We start from the raw sequence: 12075 nt of genomic DNA, 5'->3' as shown, positions 1-12075 counted from the left end.
CGGAGGGGCCTTTCACGTGGAAAGTGGTAGCGGGGGCAGGATTCGAACCTGCGACCTTCGGGTTATGAGCCCGACGAGCTGCCAGACTGCTCCACCCCGCATCCGGCAAGACGCCATTGTATGTAAGCGGCGCCTTTTTTTCAAGGCCTTCCTGGCATGGCAGACAAAAAACCTGAGTAATTTCCCGCCGTATCCGATAGACCGGACCAACGGGTTTTGGTTCCCCGGCGGCCCGGCCAGCGAATCAGGCAAAGGCGTAGACGCAGACCCCCATCAGCAAACCGGGGAACATGCCCAGGGCAAGCACAACCAGAGCGTTGGTGCTCAACAGCGCCCGCACACCCAGGCGCCCCTCGGGCACGGGCAGATCTTCGTTCTCGGCGCTGTCGAAATACATCACCTTGACCACCCGCAGGTAGTAGAAGGCGGAAATGATCGCAAACACCACCGCCGCCACAGCCATCCAGACCCAGCCCGCGTCAATGGCGGCGTTGATCACCGAGAGCTTGGCATGGAAGCCGGCCAGGGGCGGCACCCCCGCCATGCCGAACATCAGCATGGCCATGCAGGCGGCATACCAGGGACTACGCTCGTTGAGGCCGCGGAAATCGTCGATATTTTCCGCTTCCCGCCCCCGGGCACTCATGAGGATGATCATGCCGAAGGCGCCGGCGGCCATGAGCACGTAGACCAGGGTATAGAACATGGCTGCCTGATAACCCAGGGAAGTCCCGGCCATTACCCCCATGAGAATGAAACCCATGTGCGTGATGGTCGAATAGGCCAGCATCCGCTTGATGTTCGTCTGCGCGATGGCCAGGAAGCTGCCCACGGCCATGGATAGAACCGCAAGGACAATGAGCATCCCCTGCCAGGCCTCGTGGAAGCCACCGAAGCCGTCGGCCAGGAGCCGCATGAAGAGGGCAAAGGCGGCGATCTTCGGTGCCGAGCCCACAAACAGGGTCACGGCAGTGGGCGCACCATGGTAAACATCGGGGATCCACATGTGGAAAGGCACCGCCCCGATCTTGAAGGCCAGCCCCACGAGGATGAAGCTCAGCGCCAGAGACAGGCCAATATGGGAAATCTCGGCCTCGGACACATAAACGGCAATCTCGCCCACGTCCAGGGAGCCGGTCACGCCATAGAGAATGGACATGCCATAAAGGAGGACACCGGAAGCAATCGCGCCGAGCACGAAGTACTTCATGGCGGCTTCGGCCGCGTTGGCCGAGGCCCGGTTGAAGGCCACCATGGCATAAAGAGACAGCGACAGCAGCTCCAGGCCAAGGTAGATCACCAGCAGGTTATGGCCGGAGACCATGATCATCATACCCAGCAAGGCCGTCAGGCTGAGCAGATAATACTCACCCTTGAACATGCCCCGCTCTTCCAGATAGGCACGGGAATAGATCAGCACAACCGCCAGGGACAGATAGAGAAACAGCTTCAGCACATGGGCCAGGCTGTCACCGATGAACATGCCGCCAAAGGTGAAGGTGGCCGCCTCGCCCATGATCGTCCAGGTGAGAATGGCAGCACCGGCCAGCGTGGCCAGAGTCAACCAGTGGGTCACAACCCGGTTCCGATCCGAGAGGAACAGGTCCACCATGAGAACGAGACAGGCCATCCCGGCGACAAACATCTCCGGGATGACAGGCGTGAAATCTGGCACTTGGAAATTCATGTTCCCCACAGACTCCTGAATCAGATCTTGCTCTGCATCATGTGTTCGACGAGGGCCTCGACACTGGGCGCGATGACGTCAATCAGGGGCGATGGCCACACACCCAACAGCAGGGTGGGCACGGCCAGAGCCGAAAGGAGCAACACTTCCCGACGATTGATATCAGTGAGAGAAGCCACCTTCTCGTTGGCCACATCACCGAAGATCACCCGCTTGACCATCCAGAGGGTATAGGCCGCACCCAGAATCAGCGTCAGGGCAGCGATGAAGGCAATCCAGAAATCGGCCCGGAAACTGGCCAGGATGACCATGAACTCACCCACGAAGCCGGACGTGCCCGGCAGGCCGGCATTGGCCATGGCGAAGAGAACCATGAAGGCCGCAAACACCGGCATCTTGTTCACCACGCCACCGTAATCGGCAATCTCCCGACTGTGAATGCGGTCATACATGACGCCAACACAGAGGAATAGCGCGCCGGATATGAAGCCATGGGAGACCATCTGGACGATGCCGCCCTGAATACCGAAAGCGGCACCGGAGACATCACCGGTGGAGGCCAGAATCAGGTAACCCACGAAGAAGCCCAGCGTGGCGAAGCCCATATGGGCAATGGACGAATAGGCAATCAGCTTCTTCATGTCCGACTGAACCAGGGCCACGAAACCGATGTAGGCTACCGCGATAAGCGACAACACCACCAACAGCCAGGCCAGTTCGGCACTGGCGTCCGGAGTAATTGGCAGACTGAAGCGCAGGAAACCATAGGCGCCCAGCTTCAGCAGAATTGCCGCCAGGATCACCGAACCGCCCGTGGGTGCCTCAACGTGGGCATCAGGCAACCAGGTGTGAACCGGCCACATCGGGACCTTGACGGCGAATGCGAGCAGGAAGGCAATGAATATCCACATCTGCTCGGTCATGCTCAACGGCGCCAGATGGAAACTGAACACCGAAGTACTGCCAGTCTGGACATACAGGTAGATGAAGGCCACCAGCATGAAGACCGAGCCGAAGAAGGTATAGAGGAAGAACTTGATGGTGGCATAGACCCGGTTCGGCCCACCCCAGATGCCGATGATAATGAACATCGGAATCAGCAGTGCTTCCCAGAAGACATAGAAGAGCACCATGTCCAGGGCTGAGAACACGCCAATGGTGATCCCCTCCAGGAACAGGAAGGCTGCAAAATACTGGGCAGGCCGCTTCTGGATCGTCATCCACCCGGCAATGACCACCAACACGGTCATGAAGGTGGTCAGCAGAATCATGGGCATGGAAATGCCATCCACACCCAGGTGATAGTAGGCACCCAGGGTCTCGATCCAGGGCAGGCGCTCTTCAAACTGCATGGCTGCGGTGGTGGTATCAAAGGCAGTCCAGAGCGGAATACTGAGGATAAAGACCAGCGAGGAAATGCCCAGGGCCCACCAGCGCACGTCGCCGAGCCCGAAGCGGTCGGCAAACAGCACGGCGATCCCGCCGATGATCGGCAGCCAGATCAGGAGACTCAGCAGTGGCAGAGTTTCAAACATTGCTTGCTATCCCTTTTCGTCCGATCAGCGCAGGATAAGCCAGGCAACGAGCGCGGTAAGCCCGATAACCATGGCGAATGCGTAGTGATAAAGGAAACCGGTCTGGACACGACGGGCAACGCCCGACACCCAGCCCACCAGACGGGCGGAACCGTTGACCACCAGGCCGTCGATCAGGCGGACATCACCCACCTGCCAGAACAGCCGGCCCAGACCACGCCCGGCGGGCGCGATGAGCTTCTCGTTGAGGTGGTCAAAGTAGTATTTGTTCTCCAGCAGCTTGTGCACGGCCGAGAAGCGCTGCGCCATGGCCGCGGGAATGTCCGGCCGCTTGAGCCACAGGAACCATGCCAGTGCCACACCGGCAAAGGCGAGATAGACCGGCGGCGCCACCAGACCGTGCATGAGCAGAGCCATGGCACCGTCATACTTCTCGCCCAGCATGGCCAGAACATCCCGTTCGGCCGCAACGTGGATACCCTCGGCAAAGAAATCCCCCAGCAGCATGGAGCTGACAAAGGGCGCGCCGACAATCACTGACGGAATGGCGAGCAGAATCAGCGGCACGGTCACTACCCAGGGGCTTTCCTTGAGATCCTTGCGGGTGTGGTCATCCATGCGCTCTTCCCCGTGGAAGGTCAGGAAGAACATCCGGAAGGTATATAGCGCGGTCACAAAGACCCCGATCAACACCGCCCAATAGGCGAAGGTCGCGCCGGGAATCTCAGACAGGGCCACTGCCTCGATGATGCCGTCTTTCGAGAAGAAGCCCGAAAAGCCGGGGAAGCCGATCAGCGCCAGAGCACCAATCAGACAGGTCCAGTAGGTGATCGGCATGTATTTGCGCAGGCCGCCCATCTGCCGCATATCCTGGATGTGATGCATGGCGATAATGACCGAGCCGGCGGCGAGGAACAGCAGCGCCTTGAAGAAGGCGTGAGTCATGAGATGGAAAATGCCCGCAGCATAGGCAGACACGCCCAGGGCCACCGTCATGTAACCAAGCTGCGACAGGGTCGAATAGGCCACAACACGCTTGATGTCATGCTGGACCAGACCAAGGATACCCATGAAAAGCGCGGTGACCGCGCCAACGATAAGGACCACACTCAGGGCCGTGACCGAGAGCTCAAACATGGGTGACATCCGGGCCACCATGTAGATACCGGCCGTCACCATGGTGGCGGCGTGGATCAGCGCCGAAATGGGCGTGGGGCCTTCCATGGAATCCGGCAGCCAGGTGTGCAGCGGCACCTGAGCAGACTTACCCATGGCACCGATGAACAGCAGAATGCAGATCACCGTCATTACCGACCATTCCCAGCCGGCAATGATGGACATGGTCTCCCCTTCCACGCCCGGCGCGGCGGCAAAGACCTCGGCATAATCCATGCTGTTGAAATACAGGAAGATGGCGGCAATACCCAGGAGGAAACCGAAATCCCCTACCCGGTTGATCAGAAAAGCCTTGAGATTGGCGTGAATGGCCGAGGGCCGCTTGTACCAGAAGCCGATCAGCAAATAGGACACCACACCAACCGCTTCCCAGCCGAAGAAGAGCTGAAGGAAGTTGTTGGACATCACCAGCATGAGCATGGCGAAGGTGAACAGGGAAATATAGGCGAAGAAGCGCTGGTAGCCGGGGTCACCCTTCATATACCCGATGGTGTAGATGTGCACCATCAGGGAAACGAAGGTAACCACGGTCATCATCATTGCCGACAGCCGGTCAATGAGGAAGCCCACCTCGAAACGCACACCTTCGCTGACCATCCAGGTGTAGACAGAACCATTGAAGACCTCGGCACCGCCGAGCCACTGATCCCAGAAAACGCGCAGCGAAAGCAGGAAGGAAATACCGACACCAACGATAGTCACCCAGTGGGCACCGGTAGTTCCGATCTTGCGCCCAAAAAAGCCGGCAATGATGGCGGCAATCAACGGTGCAAGCACGATTGTCAGATAGACGTTTTCCATCCCTAACTTCCCAATCGGAATAATGGTCTCTTACGTTGGCCGACCGTTAGCCGGCGGCCCCGCGTCTGCTACTTCCGGGCGGAAATCAGCCCTTCATGGCATCAAGGTCTTCCACATTGATGGTGTTCTTGTTCCTGAACAGCACCACGAGAATGGCCAGACCGATGGCAGCCTCTGCCGCTGCCACTGTCAAAATAAAGAACACGAAGATCTGGCCAGCCAGATCCTGCAAGAAGTAAGAAAATGCGATGAAGTTGGTATTTACCGCCAACAACATCAATTCGATGCACATCAGCAACAACAGCACGTTTTTCCGGTTCATGAAGATACCGGCCACGCTGAGGCTGAACAGCACACCGCTCAGAATCAGATAATGATAGAGAGTAATCATCACAACCCCTGAAGTCTGTCCAGTCCCTGCGCGATTCAGTCTTTCTTCTCGGCAGGCATGTTAACCAGCCGTACACGGTCTTCCCTGCGGACCCGTACCTGTTTGGCCGGATCCTGGTGCTTGGTGCCCTCACGCCGACGCATGGTCAGGGCAATGGCCGCCACAATCCCCACGAGCAGAATGATGCCCGCGATTTCAAAGGGATAGACATATTCCGTGTACATGAGCTGACCCAGGGCACCGGTATTGTCGTAATCCGCCGCTGCTCGTTCGGGCCGCTCCATCATTTCAATACCCAGATCACGCACCCAAAACACATAGGCCAGCATGCCAATGAGCGCTGCCGCCACCGCCACGCCCAGGGGTGCATTTCGGGCGAATCCACTTCGAATCGTGGCGACATTGATATCCAACATCATCACCACGAAGAGGAAAAGCACCATCACCGCCCCGACGTAGACCAGAATCAGGGCAATCCCCAAGAACTCCGCCTCCATGAGAATCCACAGGCCTGCGCTGAAGACGAAGGCCATGACCAGGAACAACACCGAATGAACGGGGTTGCGGGCGGTAATGACACCCAGGGCCGCACCGACTACCAGGGCGGCAAATGTGTAAAAGATGACCAGTTCCATGCCTTGCTACTCTCCGCTGCCTTGTCTCAAGCGCGTATGGGATTCATTCCGCCAATCAGCGGTACCGGCTTTCAATGGCCCGGTCAGCCGCAATCTGCGGTTCCAGCTTGTCACCGATTGCCAGGAGCTTGTCCTTGGTCATGATCTGCTGACCCCGCTCCTCGAAGTGATACTCGGTGAAGCTGGTTTCCACGATGGCATCCACCGGACAGGCCTCTTCGCAGAAGCCGCAATAGATGCACTTGAACATATCGATGTCGTAACGGGTGGTGCGGCGAGTGCCGTCTTCGCGCACATCCGAATCGATGGTAATTGCCAGGGCCGGACAGACCGCCTCGCACAATTTACAGGCAATGCAACGTTCCTCGCCGCTGGGATAACGACGAAGGGCGTGCATCCCGCGATAACGAGGCGACTTGGGCGTCTTTTCTTCGGGATAGCGAATGGTGCTCTTGGGCATGAAGAAATGCTTGAGCGTCAGGCGCAAGCCCAGCAGCAGCTCCCAGAGAAACAGACTTTTTACGTAACTGCTAATTGCGTTCATGACTGCCTCAGCTGAACCATGGACCGATATCAAACAGGATCATCAGGCCGAGCACCACGATCCAGACGATGGTAATGGGAATGAACACCTTCCAGCCCAGACGCATGATCTGATCATAGCGGTAGCGGGGGAAGGTAGCCCGGAACCACAGGAAGACGAACATGAAGAAGAAGGTCTTAACCGCGAACCAGGCGATACTGCTCTGGCCCAGGAATGTGTCACCAACAAGAGGGACACCCTGGAAAGGGCTCAACCAGCCGCCGAAGAAGAACAGCGCCGTCAGAGCCGAGATCAGGATCATGTTGGCATATTCAGCCAGGAAGAAGATGGCAAAACCAGTGCCCGAATACTCCACATGGAAGCCGGCAACGATTTCGGACTCCCCTTCCGGCACATCAAACGGGGCTCGGTTGGTCTCGGCCACCCCGGAGATGAAATACACCACAAACAGGGGGAAGAGCGGAATCAGGAACCAATGCAGCACGCCCCCGTCCTGGCGCATGACAATGTCATTGAGGTTCAGACTGCCCGCAGCCATGAGCACACCGACCAGGGCAAAACCCATGGCAATCTCATAAGCAACGATCTGCGCCGCCGAACGCATGGAGCCCAGGAAGGCGTACTTCGAGTTGGATGCCCAACCGGCCAGGATGACGCCGTAAACACTCAGGGAAGTGAGCGCCAGCAGATACAGCAGGCCGGCATTGATATCGGCAATCACCATGCCGTCCTGGAAAGGAATCACCGCCCAGGCAGCGAAGGCCGGGGCAATGGACAGCAACGGCGCGATAACGAACAGGAAGCGGCTGGAATTGCTGGGAACAATGATTTCCTTGAGCACCAGCTTGATGACATCCGCAAAGGGCTGCAGAAGCCCCCAGGGACCCACCCGGTTGGGGCCCATCCTGCCCTGCATGAAGCCAATCACCCGGCGCTCAGCGTAGGTGTAATAGGCCACCATGAGGATCAGGACCAGCAACAGGATGCCGATCTGGAAACTGGCGCTTAGCACCGTCTGCAGGGCCGGCGGCAAGGCCTCCCATTGTTCTATGAAGAAATCCGTCATCGCGCTCGTCATTCCTGTTATTCAGCCAGCCAAATCAGGCTTTCTTGACCTCGATGGTGCCATGACGGGGGCCCAGCCCCCGGGTCAGCTCACTACCAGTGGGGACGACCACCGAACCGGCGGGCAACCCTTCGTCGATCACCACTGGCAGTTCCCGTGCAGCACCGTTGGCACCGACGACCACATTGCCCTCGTCGGACACACCCAGCTTCTCGGCGTCCGCCGCTGACAGGCGAACGGCAATGCGACCATCCACCGTCCGCTGCAGGGGCTCGGCACGACGAACCAGGGGATCGCTGGCATAAATGGGCAGCTCACCCAAACGCCAATATCCCTTGGCCTGCGCTGCAGCAGTCAGCTTCACACTCCCCTGGGGGCGGGTATCCAGGGCCGGCTCACCGATTTCGGCATGGGCCTCGGCCAGTACCGTCTCGGCATCCATCTGCTCGAAACCGTCCAGCTCGAAGACGCTGCCAAGAACACGGAGAACCTTCCAGGCAGGACGGGACTCGCCCACCGGATTGATGATCCCTGCCGTACTCTGCCACCGGCCCTCGATATTGACCCGGGTACCGAAACTCTCGGCATAGGTCCCCACGGGCAGGATCACATCGGCATATTCTTTCAGGGCCGGGGTGTAGTAACTGGCCATGGCCACCACCATCGGCGCTTCAGCCAATGCCTTGGCGGCTGCGGCACTGTCCCAGGCTTCACGCTCCGGCTCACAATTCAGCAACAGATAGGCCTTGCGCGGCTGCTCGAAAACCGCTCGGGCATCGAGACCGGGCTGACCCAGACCTTGACCGCCGGGACCACGATGAGGCAGCACACCAGCCAGCCAGGCGGCGGGCGCGTTGCCCCCTTCCGGCAGGTGGCCGAGAGTCGCGCCGCTCAGGGCGGCAATGGCATCTGCCAGGGCCTGCAACTCCGACCACTGGGGATGGGAGCGGGCCAGCGGGCCCAGCAACACCAGTTTCCTGTCGCCCTCGGCGATGGCATCGGCGATGGCCTTGGCTTCCTCACCGACTTTGGCCTTCTCGGCCAATGCAAACACTGGCTCGGGCAGGGACTTACCGAGCTTGCTCGCCACTGCCGCGGCCACCTCGGCCAGGCCGTCAACCATCTTCGAGCCACCGGTCACCAGAGAGGCGGAAACCGGGAACAGAAACTCATAATCCGCCGGATTGACGAAGCTCACCCGCGAACCGGCGAGAGCCGCCTTGCGCAATCGATGCGCCAGCATCGGCGCTTCCTTGCGGGTATTGGAACCCACCACAAGGGCAGCATCCAGTTTTTCAATATCGGCAATCTTCATGCCCAGACCGGGCATCCGCGATTCGATATCATCGCTGCGAAAATCACCCTGCCCCAGGCGATGATCGAGATTGTTGGAACCCAACCCCCTGACCAGACGCTGGAACAGGAACAGCTCTTCCAGACTGGCGCTCGCACCTGCCAGGGCGCCAAGCTGCTCACCACCATCACGCTGGATGATGTCGCGCAGACCGTTGGCTGCGGCCTCAATGGCCTCATCCCAACCGGCTTCGCGCAGTTCGCCGCCTTCCCGAATCATGGGCTGGCGAACGCGTTCATCGCTGTAGATCCCTTCACAGCTGAAGCGGTCCCGGTCGGCCATCCAGGTTTCGTTGATGGATTCGTTTTCCCGCGGCACCGCCCGAAGGAAATCACCCCGGAGGGTATGGGCATAAAAGTTACTGCCCACCGGATCATGAGGCGAGACCGCTTCATGCTGGGTCATTTCCCAGGAGCGGCCACGGAAACGGAAGGGCTTGTTGTTGAGCGCACCCACCGGGCAAAGATCGATCACATTGCCGGACAGCTCATGGTCCACGGTCCGCTGGATATAGGTACCGATGCGCATGTTCTCACCACGCCCGGTCGCGCCCAGCTCCTTGAAACCGCCCACTTCCTCGGTGAAGCGAACACAACGGGTGCAGTGAATGCAACGCGTCATGTCGGTGGAAATTAGTGGGCCCAGGTCGGGGTCCTGAACCACCCGCTTGCTTTCCGTATAGCGGGAAATATCACGACCGAAGCCCAGGGCCAGATCCTGAAGCTCACACTCACCACCCTGGTCGCAAATGGGGCAATCCAGCGGGTGGTTGATGAGCAAAAACTCCATGGTGTTCTTCTGCGCCGACAACGCCTTGGACGAGTGCGTGAAAACCTTCATGCCCTCCCCAATGGGAGTGGCACAGGCAGGCATGGGCTTCGGCGCCTTCTCCACTTCCACCAGGCACATGCGGCAGTTGGCCGCAACCGACAGCTTACGGTGATAGCAGAAGCGCGGGATGCGCTCACCGTACTGGTCAGCCACCTCGATGACCATCTGGCCTTTCCGGCCTTCCACCGGCTTGCCGTTGATTTCAAACTTGACGGTGTCGTCACTCATATCCGTTCGCATCTATACAGGGACCCGTTGCATTGAGCGGGTCAGGCACTCTTTATGGTTCAGACCGCAAAACCCATGTTGTGCGGCCCGGCCTCGGGCAGGGCCGGACGAGCCGGACCCACCATGGGGCGGCCGTTCTCAACCAGATACTCGAATTCGTCACGGAAGCGGTCCAGGAAGCTCTTGACCGGCATGGCCGCTGCATCACCCAGAGCACAGATGGTGTGCCCCATGATGCCGTTGGCGGCACTCTCCAGCAGCTCCAGGTCCGAGGGACGCCCCTGCCCCGCCAGCATCCGCCGCAGCACCCGGTTCAACCAGCCGGTGCCTTCACGACAGGGCGTGCACTGCCCACAGGACTCGGCGAAGTAGAAGCGAGAAATGCATTCAAGGGCACGAACCATGCAGGTACTGTCATCCATGATGATAACCGCACCGGAGCCCAGCATGGAGCCTGCTTCCTGCACGGATTCATAATCCATGTTCGCTTTCAGCATGTCCTCGCCACGAACAACCGGCACCGACGAGCCGCCGGGGATAACCGCTTTCAGCTTTCGACCATCGCGAATGCCGCCAGCCATCTCCAGCAGGTCCTTGAACGGTGTCCCCAGGGGAATCTCGAAGTTACCCGGCTTGCTTACATGACCGCTGACCGAGAAGCACTTGAGCCCGCCACTCTTTTCGGTACCGAATGCCTTGAACCAGTCCGCGCCATTGCGAATGATGTCCGGGACCTGGGCAAAGGACTCCGTGTTATTGACCGTGGTGGGCTGACCATACAGGCCTTTCTGGGCCGGAAACGGGGGCTTGAATCGGGGCAGGCCCTTCTTCCCTTCCAGGGAATCAAGCAACGCCGTCTCTTCACCACAGATATAGGCACCAGCGCCGAGATGATCGTAAAGATCGAAATTCACGCCGGAGCCAAAAATATTCTTGCCCAGGAGCCCAGCCTCGTAGGCTTCCTTGAGCGCATCGACGAAGCGTCGATAGGGCTCATGCTCGAACTCGCCCCGGATGTAGTTGTAGCCCACGGTAGCGCCCATGGCATAGCCACCGATGGCCATGCCCTCGATCACGGCGTGGGGGTTGTAACGAAGGATATCCCGGTCCTTGCAGGTCCCGGGCTCACTTTCATCCGAGTTACAGACTACATACTTCTGCCCCTGAAAATCCCGAGGCATGAAGCTCCACTTGAGACCGGTGGGGAAACCTGCCCCACCCCGCCCGCGGAGACCGGAGGCCTTGACCTCCTCAACCACATCCTCGGGCGAGATCTTCTCCTTCAGGATCTTTTTCCAGGCCTCATAACCACCCAGCTTGAGATAGATCTCAAGACTGTATGGCTTGTCGTGGCCCAGCGTCTTGTAGCAGATCGAGGTATCCGACATCCCACTTACTCCAGGGAATCGATGATCTTGTCCACCTTCTCGATGGTCAGATCTTCGTGGTATTCGTGGTTAACCATCATCATGGGCGCACCCTTGCAGGCAGCCAGACACTCTTCCTCACACTTGAGAAAGACGCGGCCGTCTTCCGTGGTCTGGCCAACCTTGACGCCCAGCTTGTTCTCTACATGCTCCACGATCTGATCAGAGCCATTGAGCATGCAACTGATATTGGTGCAGATGGAAATCTTGTTGCGACCCACCGGCTTGGTTTCGAACATGGAATAGAAGGTGGCTACCTCATAGACATCAATGGGTGGAAGCTGAAGATGATCCGCCACCGCATCCATCCATTCCTCGGTGAGATAACCACCGTTGTGATGCTGTGCTTCACGCAGGGCGTCAAGTACCGCCGAGCGCTGCTGCCCTTCGGGATACTTGG

At 58.8% G+C, this 12075-nt stretch carries 10 protein-coding genes and 1 tRNA gene; all 11 read right to left on the bottom strand.

Annotated elements, in window-relative coordinates; all coding sequences use genetic code 11:
• Nucleotides 1–24: 24 nt before the first annotated feature.
• Nucleotides 25–101, bottom strand: a tRNA-Met gene (locus tag ACJWXQ_RS06775).
• Between the two features lie 143 nt (nt 102–244).
• The gene (nuoN, locus tag ACJWXQ_RS06770) at nt 245–1687 is read right to left on the bottom strand and encodes an NADH-quinone oxidoreductase subunit NuoN (protein ID WP_346051593.1); all 1443 of its coding nucleotides are present in this window, start codon (nt 1685–1687) and stop codon (nt 245–247) included.
• Between the two features lie 20 nt (nt 1688–1707).
• Entirely contained in the window at nt 1708–3222 is a 1515-nt protein-coding gene (locus tag ACJWXQ_RS06765) for an NADH-quinone oxidoreductase subunit M (protein ID WP_346051595.1), read from the bottom strand.
• A gap of 24 nt (nt 3223–3246) precedes the next feature.
• The gene (nuoL, locus tag ACJWXQ_RS06760) at nt 3247–5199 is read right to left on the bottom strand and encodes an NADH-quinone oxidoreductase subunit L (RefSeq protein ID WP_346051597.1); all 1953 of its coding nucleotides are present in this window, start codon (nt 5197–5199) and stop codon (nt 3247–3249) included.
• A gap of 85 nt (nt 5200–5284) precedes the next feature.
• Nucleotides 5285–5590 carry an NADH-quinone oxidoreductase subunit NuoK gene (gene nuoK, locus ACJWXQ_RS06755; protein WP_346051599.1) on the bottom strand — a complete coding sequence of 102 codons (306 nt, stop codon included), beginning with the start codon at nt 5588–5590 and terminating at the stop codon, nt 5285–5287.
• Nucleotides 5591–5625: 35 nt separating this feature from the next.
• Complete coding sequence (locus ACJWXQ_RS06750) at nt 5626–6225, bottom strand: NADH-quinone oxidoreductase subunit J (RefSeq protein ID WP_346051601.1); 600 nt, start codon at nt 6223–6225, stop codon at nt 5626–5628.
• A gap of 55 nt (nt 6226–6280) precedes the next feature.
• Nucleotides 6281–6769, bottom strand: coding sequence for an NADH-quinone oxidoreductase subunit NuoI (gene nuoI, locus ACJWXQ_RS06745; RefSeq protein WP_346051603.1), 489 nt, complete (start codon nt 6767–6769; stop codon nt 6281–6283).
• Nucleotides 6770–6776: 7 nt separating this feature from the next.
• Nucleotides 6777–7835: an NADH-quinone oxidoreductase subunit NuoH gene (gene nuoH / locus ACJWXQ_RS06740; protein WP_346051606.1), complete on the bottom strand. Its 1059-nt coding sequence runs from the start codon at nt 7833–7835 to the stop codon at nt 6777–6779.
• Nucleotides 7836–7869: 34 nt separating this feature from the next.
• Entirely contained in the window at nt 7870–10248 is a 2379-nt protein-coding gene (nuoG, locus tag ACJWXQ_RS06735; protein ID WP_346051608.1) for an NADH-quinone oxidoreductase subunit NuoG, read from the bottom strand.
• Between the two features lie 59 nt (nt 10249–10307).
• On the bottom strand, nt 10308–11636 hold the full coding sequence (gene nuoF / locus ACJWXQ_RS06730) for an NADH-quinone oxidoreductase subunit NuoF (RefSeq protein ID WP_406672437.1): 1329 nt from the start codon (nt 11634–11636) through the stop codon (nt 10308–10310).
• Nucleotides 11637–11641: 5 nt separating this feature from the next.
• Nucleotides 11642–12075, bottom strand: a 434-nt coding sequence (gene nuoE / locus ACJWXQ_RS06725) for an NADH-quinone oxidoreductase subunit NuoE (protein WP_406672436.1), incomplete at its 5' end; no start/stop codon positions are given.

The organism is Natronospira sp. (assembly GCF_007134575.1).
GTDB classification, from domain to species: Bacteria; Pseudomonadota; Gammaproteobacteria; order Natronospirales; family Natronospiraceae; genus Natronospira; species Natronospira elongata.
This window is presented reverse-complemented; position numbering and strand designations above follow the sequence as displayed.

Coding starts and splice junctions, on each gene's coding strand:
- ACJWXQ_RS06750 (WP_346051601.1), bottom strand. CDS start 6,225: ATGGAACTGGTCATCTTTTACACATTTGCCGCCCTGGTAGTCGGTGCG.
- nuoG (WP_346051608.1), bottom strand. CDS start 10,248: ATGAGTGACGACACCGTCAAGTTTGAAATCAACGGCAAGCCGGTGGAA.
- ACJWXQ_RS06765 (WP_346051595.1), bottom strand. CDS start 3,222: ATGTTTGAAACTCTGCCACTGCTGAGTCTCCTGATCTGGCTGCCGATC.
- nuoN (WP_346051593.1), bottom strand. CDS start 1,687: ATGAATTTCCAAGTGCCAGATTTCACGCCTGTCATCCCGGAGATGTTT.
- nuoL (WP_346051597.1), bottom strand. CDS start 5,199: ATGGAAAACGTCTATCTGACAATCGTGCTTGCACCGTTGATTGCCGCC.
- nuoF (WP_406672437.1), bottom strand. CDS start 11,636: ATGTCGGATACCTCGATCTGCTACAAGACGCTGGGCCACGACAAGCCA.
- nuoH (WP_346051606.1), bottom strand. CDS start 7,835: ATGACGGATTTCTTCATAGAACAATGGGAGGCCTTGCCGCCGGCCCTG.
- nuoK (WP_346051599.1), bottom strand. CDS start 5,590: ATGATTACTCTCTATCATTATCTGATTCTGAGCGGTGTGCTGTTCAGC.
- nuoI (WP_346051603.1), bottom strand. CDS start 6,769: ATGAACGCAATTAGCAGTTACGTAAAAAGTCTGTTTCTCTGGGAGCTG.